The organism is Flavobacterium sp. DSR3-2 (assembly GCF_049896525.1).
Taxonomy (GTDB): Bacteria; Bacteroidota; Bacteroidia; order Flavobacteriales; family Flavobacteriaceae; genus Flavobacterium.
In genome coordinates, this window is the sequence record NZ_JAFCUM010000018.1 from 46,489 (window position 1) to 68,598 (window position 22,110).

The window sequence follows — 22,110 nt, forward strand, 5'->3', positions numbered from 1 at the left end:
AATCATTTTATTTGGATATATGTCGTTGCTAATTTGTCTACGTAAAATAAAAGTTTAATTTTACTTTTTTATTCATATATCTCATTCATGCTTGTCATTGCAAAATAATTCTTCCTAGGTATTTTGGCAAGTTGTTGGTTTAAGAAGGTATTTTCAGAAATCTTTTTTATTTACATAAACTTATAATTTCATGTCTCAATTTATAAAAATTATTTTGATGCTTTTTTTAGTATCAATAAGCTTAGTTTCTTGTGAACAAAAGAAAGGATACAAAATAAGAGTTGGATTTTCTCAAGCCATGACTACAGATGATTGGCGTAAACAAATGAATAGCTCTATAAAAATTGAAGCTTCGTTACGACCAGAAGTAGATTTAAGTATTAGTGATGCCGATAATAATATAACGAAGCAGATCAATGATATTGAACGATTTATAGCCGATAAAGTAGATGTTATAATTATATCTCCAATTCAATCTAAACCCTTAACAGCAATTGTCGAAAAATCAATAAAAGCAGGAATTCCAGTTCTTGTGGTAGACAGAAAAATTGATAGTGAAAACTACACCGCTTATCTTGGAGCCGATAATATTGATATTGGTAGGATTGCTGCCAGATATATTATTTCTCACAGTACAGGTTCTGGTAAAATTATTGAAATTACGGGAGCTAATGGTTCATCGCCAGCGTATGAACGTAGCCTTGGGTTTGATCAAATAATCAATGAAAACAAGCGTTGCAAAATCGAAAACACTATTGATGGTGATTGGGAAAAAGAATCGGTTAAAGCACCATTAAAAGCAATTCTTTTACAAAACCCAGACATTGAATATATTTTTGCTCATAACGATCGTATGGCCTTAAGTGCTTGGGAAACTGCTAAAACAGTAGGATTAGAGAACAAAATTAAATTTATTGGTGTTGATGGACTCAATACCTTTAATGGTGGCATCGAGTTAGTTAAAAGTGGTGTTTTACATGGTACCATTTTATATCCAACAGGAGGAAATGAAGCATTAAAATTAGCGCTAAAAATATATAAAAAAGAGCCAATCTCTAAAAATAATATACTGAATACAATTGTTATTGACCAGAATAATGCTGAAATTATTGAAAATCAAATGAATAAAGTTGATCAGCAACAAGCAATTATTGAGTCGCAGCAAGGAGCAATAAAGGTACAAGAAAGTGAATATGCTTCGCAGAATAATCTGGTTCGTTTGCTGAGTTTTTTCTTAGTCATTATTTTAAGTTTGACCATTTATAGTATTTATTCCACTATTTCTATTTCAAGAAAGAAAAAACAACTTGAAAGGATTAATCAAACGGTAATTGATCAGAATAGTGAAATTCAAGAAATGGCTACGATTGCAGAGAGAAGCAATGAAGCTAAATTGAATTTTTTTACGGGACTATCGCATGAATTTAAAACACCTATAACTTTAATTATGAGTTATGTGGAATCGTTGATTGAAAACGAAAAAATTAAGGGAACTGCACTTATCGACGAAGTAAAACTGATTTATAAAAATTCTGATAGATTGTTGCGATTAATAAATCAGTTACTTGATTTTAGAAAAATTGAAGAGCAAAAATTTACATTAAGAGCTTCAAATACTAAAATCTTCGATTTTACAAACGAAGTGATGACCAACTTTAAAGGGGAAGCTGCACGCAGAAATATTGACTTTCAGCTTACTTGTAAAAACAAAAATTTGGAGTTGTTTATTGATAGAGGTTTAATGGATAAAGTGTATTTCAATTTGCTTTCTAACTCTTTTAAATTTACACCTGATAACGGAAAAATAAATATTTTGGTAATTGAAAATCAAGATAATACGGTTAAAATTTGTTTTAAGGATTCTGGAATTGGAATACCTGAAAATGAATTATTTAACGTTTTTAATCCTTTTTTCAGAGCTTCAAATAACAATAAAAATAGTTCTGGAATAGGGCTTTACCTGTCCAAAGAATTTGTGCTTTTGCACAAAGGAATAATAGAATTAAAATCCAAACAAGGAATTGAATTTGTTATTACTTTACTAAAAGGAAACAACCATTTGCAGCCTTCTGAAATTATTAATAATGCAGAAAATCTAAACATACCTTCAAGTCTAATAACAGATAATTTAGATATTGAATCTAGTTTTAATGAAGTAAACCTACTTGCAGAATCAGAAAAACACACTCTTTTAATTATAGAAGACAATGTAGATTTGGTTACATTTTTAAAAGCTAAATTATCGAACGAATATGTAGTTTATGCCTCTGACGGAAGTGATGCCGTTGAGAAAACCATAGAAATTGTTCCCGATGTCATTATTTGCGACATTAATTTGGTTGAAAAAGATGGTTATGAAATTAGCAAAGAATTGAAAAAGGATTTACGTTCTTCGCATATTCCAATTATTATTTTAACTGCGCAAAGCGATAAGGAATCTGTTTTAAAAGCATTGCAGATTGGAGTAGATCAATATCTTACTAAACCTTTTAGCCTTTCGATTTTAAAGCAAGCTATTTCGAGTTTGCTTTTCAATAGAGAAAAACTTCGGTATTATTATACTAATAACATTTATCGTGTGGAGCCTGAATCAAAATTTGGAAATCAGGAACAATCATTTATTACCAAGATGAATGACACCATTAAGAAAAACGTTGAAAATCCAAAGTTCTCTGTTGAAGATTTAGCAGTAAAGCTTGGGGTTTCTAGAGTTCAGTTGTATCGAAAAGTAAAAGCAATTATCGGAATCAATATCAGCGATCATATTAACAATGTAAAATTAGAAAAGGCCGCTCAGCTTTTAAAGTCAAATGAGATGAATATTTCTGAAATTGCATATTCTCTTGGCTTCTCTTCTCCCAACTATTTTTCTACAGCTTTTAAGAATAAATTTGGAATTTCACCAAAGGAATACAAATCTTCAAATTAGTATTAGTTCAAAATTGATACAAAAGAGGTTACAATTTTGAACCTTTTGTAACAAAATCAAAACTACACCGTTTTCGTAAATGAATTTTAATTTACGTAAAACCTTGATAACAAATGTTTTGCTGTTTTAATATCATACTACCAATAATAGTAGAATTAAATTGTAACATCATTAAAAATAAGTTGTTTTTTTTGCGAATATCTTAGCAACAAGTTTTTAAAACATTTACAATGAATAAAATATTGATTTGGTCTGTTACTGCTGCATTAGCAGGTTTCCTGTTCGGTTTTGATACCGTAGTTATTTCTGGAGCTGATAAACAATTACAGCTTCTTTGGCATTCATCTGATGCTTTTCATGGATCTGTTGTTATGGCAATGGCGCTTTGGGGAACCGTAATAGGAGCTATTTTTGGAGGAATTCCAACTAATAAAATTGGTCGTAAGAAGACATTATTTTGGATCGGGATATTATTTTTGGTTTCTGCTATAGGTGCTGCTTTTGCAAATGATCCTTACGTTTTTGCTGCTTTCAGATTTATAGGAGGTTTAGGAGTAGGTGCTTCAACCATTGCAGCTCCTGCTTATGTTTCGGAAATTGCTCCTGCGGACAAGCGCGGTCGATTGGTATCGTTGTATCAGTTTAATATAGTGTTAGGAATTTTATGTGCCTTTATTTCCAATTATTTCTTGAAAGATATCGGAGAAAATGCTTGGCGCTGGATGATTGGAGTTCAGGCCATTCCTTCATTTATTTATTTATTTTTTATACTTATTATTCCAGAAAGTCCACGGTGGCTGCTGTCTAAAAATCGTATTGATGAAGCCCGTTTGATACTTTTCAAAATCGATCCTAGTGCAGATATAAAAAGTCTGGTAGATGACAGTATTGAAAATCGTACGAAAAAGCACGAAAATATTTTTATGAAAAAATACCGCTTCCCATTAATGTTAGCTTTTTTCATTGCTTTTTTTAATCAATTTTCTGGAATCAATGCCTTTTTATATTATGCCCCCAGAATTTTTGAAGAAGCAGGCTTAGGACAAAACACAGCTTTATTGAGCAGTATTGGCATTGGGATTACGAATCTTATATTTACTTTAATCGGAGTAGCATTAATTGACAAATTAGGAAGAAAGTTGCTAATGTACATTGGTTCTATTGGATATATTATTTCTTTAGGGTTGGTCTCTGCTTCTTTTTACTACAGTTGGGGAGGATTATCAGTACCCATTTTCCTTTTCTTATTTATTGCTTCTCACGCCATTGGTCAGGGGGCGGTGATCTGGGTATTCATCTCGGAAATTTTCCCAAATCATATTCGTGCTTCAGGACAAGCTTTTGGAAGTTCAGTGCATTGGGTTTTGGCAGCGATTATTCCATCTTTAATACCAATGTTGTTTACGGAAATTGGACCGGCAGTCGTATTCTTAATTTTTACATTGATGATGGTGTTGCAATTACTGTTTGTAATTTTTATGATGCCGGAAACCAAAGGAATTTCTCTAGAAATACTAGGTGAAAAACTAACAAAAAAAAATACCAAAAAAAATGAAAACAAAGAAACTTCTACCATTAGTGCTCTGTAGTGCAGTACTACTTTCTATTGGGGGTTGCAAATCCAATTCTCCTTTAACCCAAAATACGGTTCTTCCAGTAGCAACTTCTGTAGAGGAACAATTGTATCGTCCTAATTTTCATTTTACTCCTAAAAAAGGGTGGATGAATGATCCTAACGGAATGTTTTATGCTAACGGATATTATCATTTGTTCTATCAGTATTACCCAGACGGAAATAAATGGGGGCCAATGCACTGGGGCCATGCTATTAGTAAAGATTTAATTAAATGGGAGGAACAGCCAATTGCTATTTATCCTGACAATGACAAATACATTTTTTCAGGAAGTGCTGTTGTAGACACGCATAATACTTCGGGGTTTGGTGTTGGAAATAAGGCTCCTATTGTGGCAATTTATACTTTGCATGATATGACAAAGGAAAAAGAAAACAAAATTGATGTAGAGCAGCAAGATATAGCATATTCTAATGACAACGGTTTTACATGGCAGAAATTTGAGCAGGGAAATCCTGTTGTGAAAAATCCTGGAATTCGTGATTTTCGTGATCCAAAAGTGACTTGGGATGAAGCGCATAAACAATGGATAATGGTGTTGGCGGCACAGGATAGGTCTCAGTTTTACAAATCTAAAGATCTTAAAAACTGGGAATATGCATCAGATTTTGGAAAAAACATTGGAGCTCACGGAGGTGTTTGGGAATGTCCGGATTTCTTTCAGATAAAAGTGCGAGGAAGCAATGAAACGAAATGGGTTTTAATTCAGAGTTTAAACCCAGGCGGAGCCAACGGAGGTTCTGGTACACAATATTTTATTGGTGATTTTGATGGAACAACTTTTACTTTGGATTCCAATTTTGCCAAAAGAGTAGCACAGGAAAAAGCCGTTTGGATTGATTATGGGAAAGATAATTATGCAGGTGTAACCTGGAATAATATTCCGAATGCCGATGGAAGAAGATTGTTTATCGGATGGATGTCTAATTGGGAATATGCACAGCAGGTTCCAACAAATGCATGGAGAAGCAGTACTACAATTGCCCGTGAAATTCAGTTAATAAAAAAAGGAGATAACTTTAGTTTGATTAGTAATCCGGTGAAAGAAATTAATGAATATATTTCTAAAACAATAAAAGGAAAAAGCCTAAAAGGAGAAGGTAAACTCTCGATGCTGAAAGCAGGAAAAATTGATTTAACTCAGGCGATTATTGAGTTCAATTTAAAAAACTTAAAACAAGATACCTACACTTTTACGCTTTCAAATGCCGTGGGAGAATTTTTGACTTTTGGACTTAACAATTCAGATCACTATTTATTTCTGGATCGTTCGAAATCAGGAAAAACAGATTTTTCAGATAAGTTTGTTGGATCATTTACCAAAGCAACCTTAGAAGGAAACCAACTAGAAGGCGCTTTTAAAATCATTTTAGACAAAACTTCAATTGAAATATTTTACAATAATGGTGAAAAAGTAATAACCGAAATCTTTTTCTCAAACCAGCCATTTACCTCAATTTCGGCTTCTTCAAACGAAGGAATAGAAATTTCTAATCTCGTAATTAACCAATTAGATACTAATAAAAACCAATAACTATGAAAAGTAAAATTATTTATTTTCTATTTCTCTTCTTTCCAATGTTGATTATGACAGCGCAGGAAGGAGGGATTAAAGGAACGGTAATTTCGTCTGATGATGGAATGCCATTACCAGGAGCAACTGTACTTATCTCAGGAACTAATACCAGTACCATTACCGATTTTGACGGAAATTTTTCTTTCCAAAAAATAAATCTTGATGCTACTATTGTGGTTTCTTATATCGGATTTGCTCCACAATCTATTTTAGTTAGAAATCAAAAAGTAATCAATATAACATTACAAGTAGATGATAATAAACTAAATGAAGTTGTTGTAACAGGATACTCTAAACAAAAGAAAGGTGATATTACAGGTGCTGTTGCTGTTGTAGATATGAAGGATGTTATGAAACAGCCAGAACCTAATCCTATTAAAGCATTACAGGGAAGAATTGCTGGGGTTAAAGTTTCATCGGATGGTTCTCCAAGTGGAGCAAACACAAAAGTGGTGATTCGGGGAGTGGGAACCTTGAATAATACCGATCCTCTTTATGTAATTGATGGTATGCCAACAAAATCAGGAATGCATGAATTGAATCCGAATGATATTGAAACAATTCAGGTTTTAAAAGATGCTTCATCAGCCAGTATTTATGGTTCTCGCGCTTCAAACGGGGTTATTATTATTACAACAAAAAAAGGAAAAGCAGGTAAAATGAGAATCAACTTCAGTGCCTATTCCTCTTTTTCTGATTATTCAAGAAAGCTTAATGTTATGAATGCCAATCAATTTGGTCAGGCTTTATGGCAAGCGAATATTAATGACGGACTAAATCCAAACAATAATAACTTAAGTTATCAATTTGATTGGTCAGTAAACAATAACAAACCGCAGTTAAACAAAGTTTTGGTTCCTGAATATTTAGATTCAGAGCAAACAATAAGAGCGTCTAATACAGATTGGTACGATGCGATTTCACAAACAGGAATAGCAAATTCGTATGATTTATCAGTTTCAAATGCCTCTGAAAAAGGGAATTATGTTTTTTCATTGGGATATTATGGAAATGAAGGGGTTGTAAAAACAACTGATTTTGAAAGAATTTCTGCCAGAATGAATAGTTCGTATAAATATTTTGATGGCAAATTAGTTATTGGAGAAAATTTCAGCTTCAATCGTACAAAGGAAATTACTGATCCCGGAGTTCTAGATCCGGCACTTCGTGCCTTGCCAATTATTCCGGGACATACCGTTGACGGAAAAGGCTGGGGCGGACCAGTTGGGGGAATGAATGACAGACAAAATCCGGTTCGTCTTTTAGAATATAATAAGGATAATAAATACGATTATTTACGTCTTTTCGGAAATATGTATGCCGATTTAGAGATCATCAAAAACTTGCATATCAAAAGTAGTTTTGGTATTGATTATAGTTCTTATAAAAAACGCACTTTACAAAGAAGTTACCAGTCAGGTTATTTGCAAAATGATCAATCATCGGTTACTATTGACCAATCGGTGAGCGATAAATGGACGTGGACTAATACTGCAATTTATAGTTTAAATCTCGGAAAAAGCAATTTGAATTTGATGGCTGGAACTGAAATGTACAAAGATATTTACGACACAACTACTTTGCGTAAAAATGACTTTTTGATCGAAACGCCTGATTATATGTATCCAGATGCAGGAACAGGAGAATCGTTTACCAGCGGAACTTCGACGGGATATTCATTGCTTTCTTATTTTGGAAAAGCCGATTATGAGTTTGACAATCGGTATTTAGTTTCGGCTACAATTCGTCGTGATGGTTCTTCCCGTTTTGGTAAAAACAATCAATTCGGAACTTTTCCAGCGGTTTCTGCGGGATGGAGAATCAGCAATGAAAATTTTATCAAAAATAACGCTTCTGTTTTTTCAGATTTAAAATTGCGTGCAGGATGGGGACAAACTGGAAATCAAGAAATTAGTAATACAGCAGTATACAGTCTGTATTTAGCAAGTTATGCTGGCGGAAGTCCAACTTGGGCAACTTCTTATGGTACTGCTTACGACATTGCAGGAAACGGAAACGGATTGCTGCCATCAGGTTTTATCGCAACACAATCTGGTAATGATGATTTGAAATGGGAAACGTCAACACAAACTAACATCGGTTTGGATTTTGGATTATTCGATCAAAAACTGAGTGGTTCAGTCGATTACTATATTAAAAAAACAGAAGATATTTTGGTTTTGCCAGCTTATTTAGGTGTAATTGGCGAAGGAGGAAATCGTTGGGTAAACGGTGCTTCGATGGAAAATGAAGGATGGGAATTTACGTTAGGATATCACGATGAAACTTCATTTGGATTAAAATATGATATTTCAGCAAATATTTCGGCAAACCAAAACAAGATTACAGAATTGCCAGACGAGGTAATAAACAATTATGGAGGAGACGGATTAAACGATAACATTTTAGGACGCCCAATTAACTCCATGTATGGTTACGTAGCTGACGGATTGTTTAGAAGTCAGGACCAAGTTGATAACTCGGCCAATCAAGAAGGAAAAGGCCTTGGAAGAATTCGTTACAAAGATTTAAACGGTGACGGAATTATCAATGATAAAGATCGCACCTGGATAGGAAATCCAAATCCTGGATTGCTTTTCGGGTTTAATTTAGGATTAGAATATAAAAATTTCGATTTCACTACTTTCTGGGAAGGAGCTAGTGATGTTGATGTAATTAATAATACCAAATACCAAACTGATTTCTGGAGTGTGGATGATGTAGGATCTAACAAAGGAACCCGTTTATTGAATGCCTGGTCTTTAAATAATCAAAATTCAACTATTCCGGCTTTAACGACAGTAGACAAAAATGCAGAATCTAGATTTTCAACTTATTATGTAGAAAATGGAAACTACCTTAAACTACGTGTATTGCAATTTGGATACAGTTTACCAAAAGATGTATTGAAGAGATTAAGTTTGGAAAGTTTTAGATTTTACATCAGCGGACAAAATTTATTGATCATTAATGCTAAAAATTTCACTGGTGTAGATCCTGAAAATGCTGGATTTGGATATCCACAGCCAACCACTTTTACGGCCGGTCTTAATTTTACATTATAACAAAATTTTAAATTAAAAAACATGAAAAAGATACTATATATAGCAGGATTTTTAATGCTGGGAATCATTTCTTCCTGTTCCGATTTTCTGGAAAATGAACCTCGTGGCGTATTATCGGAAGATGATATTGTAACACCAGAATCAGTAGAAGGATTTATGAATGCAGCCTACGCACAATTAGGCAATGACCATTACGATTCACCATATAGTTTGTGGCCTTTCGGAAATGTTCGTTCTGATGATGCTTACAAAGGTGGTAGCGGAACTAATGATCTTCAGGATTTTCACTTTTTTGAAGTCTCTAATAATATCAGACCAGATTTTGGTGAATTAGACAATTTTTGGTACATCAGTTATGTTGGAGTTTCAAGAGCCAATAAAGCTTTGAAAGCATTGGAACAAATTTCTGAAACCGATTATCCGTTAAAAAAAACACGTATTGCGGAAATGCGTTTTTTAAGAGGACATTTTTATTTTATGCTGAAAATTATGTTCAGAGATGTTCCTTACATAACAGAAGATATTCCGGTAGAAGCGTATAACACCATCTCAAATAAAGCACTTTCAAACGAAGCACTTTGGGATAAAATTGCAGGAGATTTTCAGGCTGCTGCCGATGATTTACCGGAAATACAGCCACAAGTCGGTCGTGCTACCCAAAAAGCGGCTTATGCTTACTTAGCCAAAACACGGTTATATCAGGCTTATACCCAAGACGAAACGTTTGCCGTTACAGGAATCAATCAGCAGCATCTTCAAGAAGTAATTACTGCAACAGATAAAGTAATTGGAAAAGCATCTTTGGAACCTGATTTTGCTAATAACTTTTTGCCAGGAACTTTTGAAAACGGTTCAGAATCTATTTTCTCTATTCAATTTTCAGATAATGATGGAACTTTATACGGAAGGTTAAATTTTTCGGATGTTCTTTCTACTCCTCAAGGATTAGGGTGCTGCGATTTTCATAAGCCAAGTCAAAACCTAGTAAATGCATTTAAAACAGGTACTAACGGCTTGCCAGAATTCGATACTTATAACAATCAGGATTTTGATTATAAAAATATAGATGCCAATACTGTTGATCCGAGATTGTATCATACAGTTGCAATGCCAGGTTTGCCATACAAATACGATCCAGAGTTTTTATATGTTGAAGCATGGGTAAGATCTCCGGGAACTTATGGCTATTTTGCTTCTTTAAAGGAAAATGTAGCGCCAAGCTGCAGCTGTGTGGTGAATATTGATCCCTTTTATGGAAATTCAAAAAACAGAATCCAAATTCGTTATGCCGATGTGATTTTAATGCGCGCCGAAGCTTTGATTGAATTAGGAAGACAAGCCGAAGCTTTACCGTTAATAAATGAAATCAGAGCTAGAGCAGCTCAAAGTACAGGAAGGCTTCCGTATGTGAGCAACTTTAAAATCAATACTTATGTAGATGGAGTTAACAGCAATTGGACAAAAGATTTTGCTCGAAAAGCATTGCGCTGGGAACGCCGTTTAGAATTGGCTATGGAAGGAAGTCGCTTTTTTGACTTGGTTCGCTGGGGTGTAACTGATGAAGTTATGAATGCGTTTTATGATAAAGAAAAAACAAAACGCAGCTATTATCAAGATGCTTTTTTTGATGCACATAAGGAAGAGTATTGCCCAATTCCGTTGAAACAGATCAATTTCAGCCAAGGACTATACAAACAAAATCCAGGTTATTAATCTATTTTAAGAAAAGCACTATGAGAAAACTTATAAATAAATATTGGGCCAAAATGTTAATTATATTGGCGATGGTCATTATGATTTCTGCCTGCGAAGATAGTTTCATAAATGACGGTTTTGAGGTGAATTCCCCATCTAATGTTACTTCTTTTAAGGTAAAAGGAATAGCAGGTGAAATTGATCAGAAAACAGGAAAAATTAGTGTAACGATGCCTTATGGATCGGATATTAGTGCCGCAGCGCCAGAGGTTGTTTTACAGTCAGGAGCCATTTCAAACGTAAATTTTAACACTTCAATTAACTTTGCAAATTCAGTAAAGTTTAGAGTAATAAATGGTAATTTATATAAAGATTATACTGTAACAACGGTAGTTCTAAGTCCATTTAAGAGCTTTAAAATCAATGGCGTTTCTGCGATTATTAACGATGTAAATAAAACCATTACGATGACATTACCTGAAGGCACAAATTTAAAAGCCCTTAAGCCTACAATTGAATTAACCGAAGGAGTTGCTGTTTCGCCAGCATCAGGAGCAACTATCGACTTTAGTAATCCGGTAACTTTTGAGGTAACATCTAACGGAAAAAGTGTTAATTATACAGCTACTGTTGCAGTGCCTGTTACAGGTCTAGTTGTTGCCTTTTTAGGTACTGCAGCAACAAGGGCTGAAATTGTTAACAAAGATGAAATTACAGTTGCAGAATGGTTCTTCTTAACTTTTACCGGAGCTAAATATATATCATTTGATAGCGTTTTAAATGGTGCTGATTTGAGTGATTTAGATGTAATTTGGTGGCATTTTGATTCGGCGGCTAATTTACCATCCATAGCTTATAATCCTGCAGTAACAACAGCTTTTAAAAATTTTAGAACTAATGGAGGAAATTTACTTTTAACTTCTTTTGCCTCGCAGTATGTTGATGCCTTGGGAATTGTTCCATCTGGAAAAGGACCTAATAATGTTTTTGGCGATTTTGCTCCTAACGGATTTGTAGACGGGAATTCATGGGGGATGTCTTTTGTAGGTCATGAAGATCACCCAATATTTCAGGGATTGTTGACTTACGAAACTGGAAAAGCTAATTTGTTACAAAGCGGAACTTTTAGACAAAATCATACTGCGTGGTGGTTTATACCGGAATGGGGAGGTTATGTAAACGGTGAAGGATGGAGAGACCAAACCGGAGGAATAAATTTAGCCAGTGAGGCTTGGGATAATGCGCTTAATGGAAGAGTAACCATTGCCGAATTTCCAAATACGGGAACGGATAAAAATGTGATTGTGATTTCGATGGGAGCTTACGATTGGTACAATGAAACTAATAGTAGCGGAGTGCCAAGTCAGGCTAATGAGTTTATTACAAACATTAAACTTTTGACACAAAACAGTATCAATTATTTGGCAAAAAATTAATTTAATTAGAATTCAATAAAAATGATATATAGAAATATAATAATGATCGTTTCCATCTTCTTTTCACTCGCTTCATGCAGTCAAGATGATACTTACATTGGAGGCTCTATTTCAGGAGGCAATTCTGAGATAATAAGTATTTTTCCTGTGCCACCATCCCAATGGATCGGAGCAAACGATCCTTATTACAGCGCGGGATATACAGGCGATATAATGCCATTTTTCGATAACGGAAAATTCCATATTTACTTTCTTCATGATGCACAAAATAAGCCGGCCGGAAAAGGATTTCATGATATTCATGAATACTTAAGTACAGATTTGGCTCATTTCACTTATGAAGGTCAAACGATACCCTACGGAAAAACTACTGATCCTGATTTTGCCGTTGGTACAGGATCCGTTGTGAAAGTGGGTACTATTTATTATTTTTATTATACTGGACACAATAACATACCTGCTTTTGTTCAATCAAACGCCAGAGAAAGTGTGTTGTGTGCTACAAGTACTGATTTAAAAAACTGGACAAAAGTTCCTTCGTTTAAAATTACAGCGCCGGCGGGATATTATAATTATGATTTTAGAGATCCGCATGTATTTTATAACGAAGACCTGAAAAAGTATTCGATGTTGGTGAGTACTCAAACAAATGCAGATAGAAAAGCTGTTTTATTACATTTTACAAGTGCAGATCCAGCTTTGGGAAAATGGGCTGTTCAAACGCCAATCTATACGACAACACCGCAAGAAAATTACTTGATGATGGAATGTGCTGATATCTTCAAAATGGGAAATCATTGGTATTTGATGTTCTCTGAAAACTGGAGCAGTAATAAGGGAACACACTATCGAATGGCCACGTCGATTAACGGTCCTTGGACAAAGCCAGAAAATGATATGATTGACGGGGAATATTTTTATGCTGGAAAAACAGCTTCAGACGGAAATAAAAGGTATGTTTTTGGATGGAATGCTAGAAAAACACCTGAGAATGATTTAGGTAATAAAGATTGGGCAGGAAATATGGTCATTCATGAATTGATACAAAATTCTGATGGAACTTTGGGAACCAAGTCGCCGCAAAAAGTAAAAGATTTGTTTTCAAAAGAGATAGCTGTCGAGGTTGATGCGACTTTAGGAAATGTAACAACGACCTCTGGAAATTATTCTTTATCTGGTACAACAGATCAAGCACTGGTTACATTTAAAACTATAGGAAGAAAAGCAAAAATTAAAACGGATGTTACTTTAGGAACAGCAAATGGTACTACTGGATTTGTTTTTTACACTAATGATTTAGGAAGCTATTATAAGATTGTTTTTGATATTGTGAAAGGTAAAATCATTGGTTACGATTCGGCTTCAAAAGAAGTGACTCGAATGCCGTTTCAGTTGCTGAAAGATATAAAGTATGATGTTGAGATAATTACAGAAGGAAGTGTTCTTGTATTTTACGTTAATGGAAAAGTGGCGTTAACAAACCGTATTTACGGAAGGGACAGGAATAAATGGGGTTTAATAGCTGAAGGACAAAATAGTACCGTTTCTAATCTTCGGGTTACACAACCGGAATAATATTAATATAAAATATTTTTAGAATGAATAATGGATATAAGCTCAAGGCAGTTGCATACGGAGAGGTACTCTGGGATGTTTTTGACAATGAAAAACAGATTGGTGGTGCGCCACTAAACGTCGCTTTACGCATGAAAACGTTAGGTTGTGACGTCGCCATGATTAGCTGCATAGGAAATGATAAAGATGGAGAGGCGATTATCAATCAAGTGAAAAGCCTGGGGCTTGAAACAAGAGCAATTATGCAGTCAGTAAATTTTCGAACTGGATTAGTAAATGTAAATTTAAACGATCGCGGTTCGGCGAGTTATGAAATAGCCTATCCATCGGCGTGGGATAAAATTGTATTGAATGATTTTGCCAAGAATATAGTTTCAGATGCAGATGTTTTAATTTATGGAAGTTTGGTTTGTAGAGATCAAGTGTCGAAACAGTCGCTGGACGAACTATTGAAGATGAATGTATATAAGGTTTTTGATGTGAATTTAAGAAAACCACACTATACTTTCGAAGTTTTAAAGCAGCTAATGCATTCTGCAAATTTTATTAAGTTTAACGATGAGGAATTGGCGGAAATAGTTACCGAAATGAATTCGCCTTTTGAAAGTCTCGAAGAAAACATGTATTTTATTGCTGAAAAAACCAAATCAACTGCCATTTGTGTTACTAAAGGAAAACATGGGGCCTTATTATTATGGAAAGGGGAAATTTATGAAAATGAAGGTTATCTTGTTAAAGTTTCAGATACGGTAGGAGCGGGAGATTCGTTTTTGGCAGCCCTATTATCAAATTTATTAACTGGGAAATCGCCACAAATAGCAATTGATTTTGCTTGCGCTGTAGGGGCATTAGTTGCCGAGGCACCTGGAGCCAATCCCGTAATTTCATATTCTAAAATTGAAAATTTAATGTTAAAGGTAAAACTATAGTTCTTTGAAATATTTTTAAAATGCCGCTAAACTATTAATGTTTAAAGGTTTTTTTTCATATATTAAAATATTTAGAAAATCAAGAGAGGTCTTTTTTTCGATTTATATGAAACTATTTATAGACCATTACATATAGCGATTTAAGAAGTTAGCTTAAAATAATGACGAGGTACTTTAACGAAAAGATTGTTTGTCTATTCTTATTTTTTGTATTTCCTTGTACGTAATTCTTTTCTCAATCTGCATTAACCGAAATAATTAGAAATTAGAGAATGTACTAACAAAAAGTAGAACAGTGGGTTAATAATAAAAATTGTGAGCGAAGCTCAGTACTTTTCTTTTTGTAACCAATAAGAAAAGATTCAATAGCTTTCAAAAATTAAACATATAATTTATTTAATGCTTTAAAGGATTTGAACCGTAAACTCAGAAAATACAAGGGGTCTTAAATCAATTAAAACTATCGACGATTTTATCGGACTAAAAAAAGCCTGCAAAATTAGTACTTTGCAGGCTTTTCTTTTTTCTTGTGACCCTGTCGGGACAATTTTCGAACCTTTTTTTAAAAGATTTGAAGCTTTTGAGTATGCTGTCATCCATTTAATAAAGTCAATGACAATATTAAATTTATTCGTAAGCAGATAACCAGTTTAACTTAGTATGTCCAACTTAATAAAGATATTAAAAATGAGAAGACTCATCAAAATATAGATTGGTCTTTGGATATGCAAATAAAAGGTGCACATTAAGTTAAGCTACATTTTTGTAATTAATTTGATTGTTAAATTCTTCAATAGTTGCATAATTCAAAGCAGAATGTCTCCTTTTTCTATTGTACCAAATTTCAATGTATTCAAAGATTTCCAGTTTCATTTGTTCTTTAGAAATCAGTTTGTTTCCATAAATCAATTCAGTTTTCAAGGATTTAAAAAAGCTTTCCGCTACTGCATTGTCCCAACAATTTCCTTTGCGGCTCATACTACGGGTTATTTTTTTATAGGAATCAAGAACATTTACAAACTTTTTGCTTGCATATTGAACACCTCTGTCGGAATGAAAAATCAAACCTTCCTCAATATTTCGGTTTTTAACCGCCATTTTCCAGGCCTTAAGCGAGGTTTCATCTGTACTCATTCCATCGCTTAAACTCCAACCTATGATTTTTCTATCGTACAAATCCATAATAGTTGTCAGGTATACAAATCCCTCTTTGGTTTAAATATAGGTGATATCAGAAACCCAAGCTTTTGAAGGTGTTTTTACAATAAACCCTCTGTTTAATATATTTTCAACGATTAAATAATTATGATTTGAGTTGGTTGTTACTTTGAATTTCTTGCTTAATTTACTTCGTAAGCCTAGCTGTTTCATATATTTTGCTACTGTAATTCTTGAAATTTTATAACCAATACTCCAAAGTTCTAATGTTATTCTAGGACTTCCGTATCGTTGTTTGGATTCAAAATAAATCAATGTTATCTTTTCTTTTATGGTGATTTTTCGTTGCTGTCTTGCAGTGATCGTTTGTTTTTTCCATCGGTAATAACTGCCACTACTCACTTGTAGAACTTTGCACATTTTTTCAATCGGGAATACTTGTTCATTGTTTTTAATGAAACTATAAATCATCGACCGCTCTTGGAAAAAATGCCGATTGCTTTTTTTAATATATCACGCTCTAACTCGGCATCTTTGAGTCTTTTCTCCAATTCGTGAATTTTTTCTTGTTCAGGACTTAGTTTTAAATTCCCTTTTCCAGGAAAACTTCCCTCTCCAAACTCCTCGAACTCTTTGCGCCATTTGTACAACTGTGGTGCTGTTACTCCCAGCTCTCTGGCCAGTTCTGATACGTTGGTTCTCTCATAACTCAATTGGACGGCTTTTTCTTTGAAAACTTTGTCATAAACTTTGCGGACTTGTTTTATAGGTTAAAATTAAGATTATTTCTTAACTTTCTGTGATGGCTAAGTTAGCATGTTCACAGTTTATTTTCTTTAATCGTAATACTCACAAGTGATAAAGATTCTATAAGTGTTCAGTCAAAACCTTTAATGGCAAAAAGATTGGAAAACGAATTTCTTATCGAAAAAAGAAAATTCAATAACAAAGGGCAGAAACAGAAAATTAGTGAATTGGAAAAGCTAGTAACTGATTTAAAATTAGAACAATCTTAAGAACAATCCAATGCTTCGATTTGCAGTTCGTGCTTGATTACAAAAATAGCTAAATCCTCGAGGGTGAATCCTTTCAAATTCGAAACATAAAAGAGGATCAGAGTGAAAATTAATTTAAAGATACTGTGGCATTTTTTATGAAAAGTGGTTACTACTTCGAGGGTTTTGTGATCATAATAACCAGCTATACATATCCTCACTTACTTTTCTATCCAAAACTCATGCGTAATGCTGAGTCATATTAATAACTTAAGCTGATGACCAAATTACCATCTCTGTGAAGTAATTTATTAAGTAATTTTAGACGAGGATAAATCATACACAACCATTTATCATGACGTGTTAAATCTTCTCCCACTTTGCCCACAATCTCACCTAATTATTTTTTAATTTTTGGGTGGTTTACATTGTCATTGTACACCCAAATTTAGTTACATGTCTTGTATGGCAGATCTATGTAAATACAATTCATTTTGCCTTCGTATTCTGGGAGCAAACTTTTTAATGCTTCGAGGTTATCCCCGTGAATGATTTTATTGCCTCTATTGTTGGGTTCGGATTGTTGTTCTCCCTCTGAAAAGCCATATTGAGGTTCCAGTATTTTGTATGGTACGTCTTGGTGATGGTTGATTACTTTTTCTTTTCCGATCCAGTTTAATGTAGGCATTATAATTCGTGAGTTTTATTATGATTTTATAGCATTTGAATTGTGCCTACACTGTCGGCACAATCTGATAATTTTCTAATAATAACATAAATCGCAATGTAGTTGTAAAATATGTTATGAATAATCAACAAACATAGAAAAAAGCAATTTAATGTAAAGGGGTAAAAATGAATTTAGGGCAAGACCGCGTCTAAATTTTGATTGAAAGATATTTAATTAATTTTAAAAATAAGAAATGGGTTTATACGGCTACATTACCTTTTCAATTATTAGATGATCCTAATCTCTTTTTCTTCCTTCTTTTGTTTTTCAGTTGGTTCGGCAAATAATCCGAAGAATTTTCTACCTGAATCAACTGATCTAATAGTTTGACTAAATCAGGAATAGTAAGTGTGTCTTTTTGTTGTTGCATGTTATTAATTAGTAATTCTTTGGAAGGCATTTTTTTACTCATTTTTTTACTTTTTTCCTCACCAGTAACTTTTAATGCACAACGTTCCTGAATAGCTTTTGCACTATATTCTTTTCCCAAACTACTGCCATTAAAAACACTTTTGGTTTTATGGTCCACATAGGTAATACCATAAAGCAAGCCTTCTGTACTTTTTCGAAACACAGTATGAATTCCTTCTTTTTCCAAACATTTTGCCAGTTGGTTTGTTGACATTGTTCGCTCCTTTAGTAATGCAATATCAATTGCATTTTTTAGCCGTATTTTGTCAGGTATTCTTCTTATTTCATTGCGTTTGAATTTTTCTTCTATAAATTTTAAAGTTGGTTTACTAAAAAAATCACTTGCTTTAATTGGAACACCAATTGGCTTGCCTTGTTCGTCCAGAATTCGATACACAAGTCCTTTAGCCAAAAATATTTTTGAATTTTCGCTACCGCGGTCAGCCATTACATTATACTGCTTTAGTACTGCATTAAGTTCGGGAAGGCTCGCATACTTGTATTGATTCAGGACTGCATTCAAAACGTTGGATATGGCTTTCTTTGATTCAATTCGACCATACTGCACCTTGCCAACAGGAATAGGCTGCAATGCAAATTCCTCTTTCTTTTTTCTTCCCTCAGCTTTCACGAGTCCAAACAGTTCTTCAATTTCTTTACGAGCTGGCTCAGATTTCCGTAACCCCAAATGATGCAGGTCAATTCGCTTGCCATCCCTTTCAATATTTATGGTTACCACATGTAAATGAGGGTGCCCTGCATCGTGATGTTGGTATACTAAATAAGGTTGTTTTCCGAAGCCGATTTTCTCCATATAAGTGTCGGCAATAGCTATTAGCTTTTCTTTTGAATGATTTTCTGACGGGTCAAAATTTAGGGAAATATGTACGCTGTTCCGTTTTGCATTTTCGTTTAATTCCATCCGTTTTATAAAACGGCTTAGCTTTAAGGTATCATTCATTTTGTCCACATTTACAGGATAGTTTCCTGCTGCGATGCACTCGGCAACACCAGCCTTAACTTTGTTTTCATTGTAGTTAAAAATACTGCGGATTGAATGGCTTGTTTTTATGATTGTAACCATTTGTCCGTAATTTTTTGAATGTGTTTTTTGATTTCTTCTACTTTGTTGAAAAGGATTTTTTTATCCAGGTCATAGCTAATTATCCAGTTCCTGAATTCAGGAATATGTTGCAAAGTGTGTAGTTTTTTTACAGCCTGATTAATGTTGTTTCCAATAGCGTTCAGCTCATTGCAGATTACTACTGTTTCTTCCATAAAATCGTCCAGTGATTGGTTTCGATAGGTAGTCACAATTGACTTATCGAAAAGATGCTTACGCACGTAGTCGCTTAATTTTCGGCACGTACTGGCTTTCCATTTACGCTCAATTTTTACATATTCTTCGGGAGTTAGGCGCAGCCCAATTATGCGTGTCCTGTTTGAATTTTCTGCTTCCATCATCTATCATTTTCATTGTTTTCAAAGTCTTTTCGTCTTATCAGTGTCACTGCCCACGAGTTCCGAGTGTGGGGCAGCAAGATCCGGTTGTTTAACAACCGTTCATCTTGCCGATTGCAGGAACGTTGCAATCTTTCAGCTTTTCAAAGGATACAGGCTAATTTAAAGATAGTGTTTGACATAAACAATCATGGGTAATTTTTACCTATTAAATGTCTTCGATAAATAGGAGGAAATGCTAGTTTATGATTCAGCCAGACTGCAAAAAATTTTTTCAAAAGAAAAAGAAAAAAAAGAAAGCAATACAAAATTGGATATGCATCAAACGGAGTGCTATAAGTCCCGAAGGGTGGCACTGCGAAGAATGAGCGGTGACATTATGGGCACGCAGTTGATGAATGTCCAATACCTTAGTTGTACTTTTTGTGATTTTTATCGGGATATTTTTAAGGTCTTTGGGGGATTGTAAAGCTCTAAGAATCCTTATTTCAGAGGTCTTTGAAAGTGTACGCTCCCTTATTCCAATAAAGAAGAAAATGTTCCTAAAATAATTATTAGATCTTGAATAAGGGAGCGTACTTTTTCAAATGAATAGATTTTAATTAATGTGCAAAATTCTGACTGTTTTCAGGAAGGTTTTTGCACATGATATGAAAAAAATTACTGCAATCAAAAATCATTTATTTGTTTTCTTGAAGTAACGAAATGGTGTCGGCAAGATTATGGTCTTTAATATAGTTTAAAACAAAATGCTCAACCTTTTTTTTATTCTCAGGTGATGTGGAAAATGAGTTAAGATAATACTCTGTATTTTCATCAGCAATATGAATAATTTCAGTATATCCTTTCGAAATTAGAGTGCCTTTTAATTTCAAAACTTTAAGCTCACTGCTATTATCAATTTCTTTTTTAACTCTTAGCTTAATAGTTTTATCCATCGGTTTATTTTTTGATTTTCATTTTACGCACAATAATAATATATTACGTTAATAAAACTTGATTTACTTTCTATTCTACAAACAAAAAAGAGACTTGTGAGGTCTCTTTTTGGAATTAATTATATCTTTTATAAAAGGTTTATTTAGCCTTCAATAATTTTTCAAAATACTCAACCTTATCTTTTTCGGCTTGAACCAAACGTTCGTAAAGTTTTTTGTTTTCGTCATATGCTTCAATCAATTTGTCAATAGGATTAAAAGTGCAATTGTAATTTAATGATGAAGCGTTATCGTGGTATGTATTACCTATAATATTAAATACTGTATCATCGCTATAATTTTTTATCGCCTCAGCAGAAACCCCTAAAACTTCTGCAATTGCTTTTAATTTTTCTTCGTCTACAGTTTCACTTCCCTCAATATTAGAAACTGATTGCTGGCTTACACCAATTGCAATAGCCAATGCTTCTTGTTTCATTCCTCGAAGCTCTCTGATTCGGCTGATATTTCTGCCTATATGTTTCGGTTTTGTTGCTGTGCTCATAGTTCAAAGATATTTAAAATTCTCTAATTTTTTTTCAGATCGGTAAAATACAAGCTTGAATTAGTATGATACAATTTCGATTAGTTCGGTACGGTACAATCTATTGTTTACTTGCAGTGTGTTTTAAACAAAAATACAATTTTTCGGATAAGTATTAATTAAAAAAGCAAAATTATGAAAACTCTAGAAAAACTTAAATTTCCAAAACTCGAAAACGAATATTTAGAAAATATCCTAAGACAATTGGTTAATCAAGATGATGTCATTCAGATGTTTTTTACCAGACAGCCCTCTTTCGTGTTCTCATATCTTATTATCCATATCGAAAAAAATATAGATGCACAAGAACTACAACAGAACAAATGGGTAAAAAAAGTTAGGAATCTCTATCAGATTGATGTCTATTTAATTTACTCTGAAAGGCTTCGTCATAGATTTTCTTTAGGACATCCGTTTATTGAATTTTACTGCCAGCCTTCAGCTATTATCTACCAAAATAAAGAGTTGGAAAATCCGCTTATCGTTAAAAGGGATTGGAAGAAGTACAAGAAGAGGTTTAATATGTTTGAAGACCATTTTCATCATGATCACGATCTTCATCTGTCTCATGTCAAAAATCTGATTTCAGAAGGTTCTTCAAACAGTGTTTTTACATCGTATTCAAGATTGATTGAATATGATCTTGAATATTTGGAAGAACTTTATTTGGGAAATAAATCTGCATTGCTAAGTTTAGATGAAAGAATAAATAATCTTATAGAATACATTCCTGATATTCAAAAATACTTTGTAAGGCACAGCCACAACAAATTTTATCTTACGGATTTGTTTGTAAAAGTAAAAGAATCAACCGCCGATGATGAGGAAATTTATAAAGAAGAAATGTATGAAGCAGTTGGAATTACTGAACAAAGTCTCTATCGTCTTATCGAAGAACGGTTTGACGAATTAAAGACATTGATAAAAAAAGGATTATTTGAAAAACACGATGTAGTATGTCAAATTGATGACAAACCTGAGGATGTAATTCTCAG

Annotated in this window: 14 protein-coding genes and 1 pseudogene; 9 read left to right on the forward strand and 6 right to left on the reverse strand. The window is 33.7% G+C overall.

The window, feature by feature from the left end; translation table 11 throughout:
- Nucleotides 1-217 precede the first annotated feature (217 nt).
- From ACP7AV_RS16220 to ACP7AV_RS16255, 8 genes are all read left to right on the forward strand, one after another.
- The gene (locus ACP7AV_RS16220) at nucleotides 218-2,929 is read left to right on the forward strand and encodes a substrate-binding domain-containing protein (protein ID WP_426092840.1); all 2,712 of its coding nucleotides are present in this window, start codon (nucleotides 218-220) and stop codon (nucleotides 2,927-2,929) included.
- Between the two features lie 230 nt (nucleotides 2,930-3,159).
- Nucleotides 3,160-4,518: a sugar porter family MFS transporter gene (locus ACP7AV_RS16225; protein ID WP_426092841.1), complete on the forward strand. Its 1,359-nt coding sequence runs from the start codon at nucleotides 3,160-3,162 to the stop codon at nucleotides 4,516-4,518.
- The gene (locus ACP7AV_RS16230) at nucleotides 4,481-6,097 is read left to right on the forward strand and encodes a glycoside hydrolase family 32 protein (RefSeq protein ID WP_426092842.1); all 1,617 of its coding nucleotides are present in this window, start codon (nucleotides 4,481-4,483) and stop codon (nucleotides 6,095-6,097) included. The genes ACP7AV_RS16225 and ACP7AV_RS16230 overlap by 38 nt, the downstream gene beginning before the upstream one ends.
- 2 nt (nucleotides 6,098-6,099) lie before the next feature.
- Nucleotides 6,100-9,204, forward strand: a complete 3,105-nt coding sequence (locus ACP7AV_RS16235; protein WP_426092843.1) for a SusC/RagA family TonB-linked outer membrane protein — start codon at nucleotides 6,100-6,102, stop codon at nucleotides 9,202-9,204.
- 21 nt (nucleotides 9,205-9,225) lie between these two features.
- Nucleotides 9,226-10,917 (forward strand): RagB/SusD family nutrient uptake outer membrane protein, encoded by a 1,692-nt coding sequence (locus ACP7AV_RS16240; RefSeq protein ID WP_426092844.1) that lies wholly within the window; start codon nucleotides 9,226-9,228, stop codon nucleotides 10,915-10,917.
- Nucleotides 10,918-10,937: 20 nt separating this feature from the next.
- Nucleotides 10,938-12,335 (forward strand): DUF4960 domain-containing protein, encoded by a 1,398-nt coding sequence (locus ACP7AV_RS16245; protein ID WP_426092845.1) that lies wholly within the window; start codon nucleotides 10,938-10,940, stop codon nucleotides 12,333-12,335.
- 21 nt (nucleotides 12,336-12,356) lie between these two features.
- Nucleotides 12,357-13,910 carry a glycoside hydrolase domain-containing protein gene (locus ACP7AV_RS16250; RefSeq protein WP_426092846.1) on the forward strand — a complete coding sequence of 518 codons (1,554 nt, stop codon included), beginning with the start codon at nucleotides 12,357-12,359 and terminating at the stop codon, nucleotides 13,908-13,910.
- Nucleotides 13,911-13,933: 23 nt separating this feature from the next.
- Complete coding sequence (locus tag ACP7AV_RS16255; protein ID WP_426092847.1) at nucleotides 13,934-14,839, forward strand: carbohydrate kinase family protein; 906 nt, start codon at nucleotides 13,934-13,936, stop codon at nucleotides 14,837-14,839.
- A 750-nt stretch (nucleotides 14,840-15,589) separates the two neighbouring features.
- Here the strand turns inward: ACP7AV_RS16255 and ACP7AV_RS16260 are convergent.
- From ACP7AV_RS16260 to ACP7AV_RS16285, 6 genes and pseudogenes are all read right to left on the reverse strand, one after another.
- A pseudogene (locus tag ACP7AV_RS16260) lies at nucleotides 15,590-16,764 on the reverse strand (IS3 family transposase).
- A 676-nt stretch (nucleotides 16,765-17,440) separates the two neighbouring features.
- Nucleotides 17,441-17,680, reverse strand: coding sequence for a hypothetical protein (locus ACP7AV_RS16265; RefSeq protein WP_426092848.1), 240 nt, complete (start codon nucleotides 17,678-17,680; stop codon nucleotides 17,441-17,443).
- 262 nt (nucleotides 17,681-17,942) lie between these two features.
- Nucleotides 17,943-19,217, reverse strand: a complete 1,275-nt coding sequence (locus tag ACP7AV_RS16270) for a relaxase/mobilization nuclease domain-containing protein (protein WP_426092849.1) — start codon at nucleotides 19,215-19,217, stop codon at nucleotides 17,943-17,945.
- Nucleotides 19,202-19,597: a plasmid mobilization protein gene (locus ACP7AV_RS16275; RefSeq protein ID WP_426092850.1), complete on the reverse strand. Its 396-nt coding sequence runs from the start codon at nucleotides 19,595-19,597 to the stop codon at nucleotides 19,202-19,204. Before ACP7AV_RS16275 ends, ACP7AV_RS16270 begins: the two co-directional genes overlap by 16 nt.
- A gap of 677 nt (nucleotides 19,598-20,274) precedes the next feature.
- A complete protein-coding gene (locus ACP7AV_RS16280) occupies nucleotides 20,275-20,532 on the reverse strand; it encodes a hypothetical protein (RefSeq protein ID WP_426092851.1) in 258 nt (85 codons plus the stop codon).
- Between the two features lie 139 nt (nucleotides 20,533-20,671).
- Nucleotides 20,672-21,076, reverse strand: coding sequence for a helix-turn-helix domain-containing protein (locus tag ACP7AV_RS16285; protein ID WP_426092852.1), 405 nt, complete (start codon nucleotides 21,074-21,076; stop codon nucleotides 20,672-20,674).
- Nucleotides 21,077-21,250: 174 nt separating this feature from the next.
- On the opposite strand from ACP7AV_RS16285, the gene ACP7AV_RS16290 reads away from it, so the two are divergent.
- Nucleotides 21,251-22,110: hypothetical protein (locus tag ACP7AV_RS16290; RefSeq protein WP_426092853.1), on the forward strand; the 860-nt coding region annotated here is incomplete at its 3' end.

Excerpts from the sequence above, each read along its gene's own strand:
- ACP7AV_RS16275 (WP_426092850.1), bottom strand. The coding sequence starts at position 19,597 with ATGATGGAAGCAGAAAATTCAAACAGGACACGCATAATTGGGCTGCGC.
- ACP7AV_RS16220 (WP_426092840.1), top strand. The coding sequence starts at position 218 with ATGCTTTTTTTAGTATCAATAAGCTTAGTTTCTTGTGAACAAAAGAAA.
- ACP7AV_RS16285 (WP_426092852.1), bottom strand. The coding sequence starts at position 21,076 with ATGAGCACAGCAACAAAACCGAAACATATAGGCAGAAATATCAGCCGA.
- ACP7AV_RS16240 (WP_426092844.1), top strand. The coding sequence starts at position 9,226 with ATGAAAAAGATACTATATATAGCAGGATTTTTAATGCTGGGAATCATT.
- ACP7AV_RS16245 (WP_426092845.1), top strand. The coding sequence starts at position 10,938 with ATGAGAAAACTTATAAATAAATATTGGGCCAAAATGTTAATTATATTG.
- ACP7AV_RS16265 (WP_426092848.1), bottom strand. The coding sequence starts at position 17,680 with ATGCCTACATTAAACTGGATCGGAAAAGAAAAAGTAATCAACCATCAC.
- ACP7AV_RS16230 (WP_426092842.1), top strand. The coding sequence starts at position 4,481 with ATGAAAACAAAGAAACTTCTACCATTAGTGCTCTGTAGTGCAGTACTA.
- ACP7AV_RS16270 (WP_426092849.1), bottom strand. The coding sequence starts at position 19,217 with ATGGTTACAATCATAAAAACAAGCCATTCAATCCGCAGTATTTTTAAC.
- ACP7AV_RS16225 (WP_426092841.1), top strand. The coding sequence starts at position 3,160 with ATGAATAAAATATTGATTTGGTCTGTTACTGCTGCATTAGCAGGTTTC.
- ACP7AV_RS16250 (WP_426092846.1), top strand. The coding sequence starts at position 12,357 with ATGATATATAGAAATATAATAATGATCGTTTCCATCTTCTTTTCACTC.
- ACP7AV_RS16255 (WP_426092847.1), top strand. The coding sequence starts at position 13,934 with ATGAATAATGGATATAAGCTCAAGGCAGTTGCATACGGAGAGGTACTC.
- ACP7AV_RS16235 (WP_426092843.1), top strand. The coding sequence starts at position 6,100 with ATGAAAAGTAAAATTATTTATTTTCTATTTCTCTTCTTTCCAATGTTG.
- ACP7AV_RS16280 (WP_426092851.1), bottom strand. The coding sequence starts at position 20,532 with ATGGATAAAACTATTAAGCTAAGAGTTAAAAAAGAAATTGATAATAGC.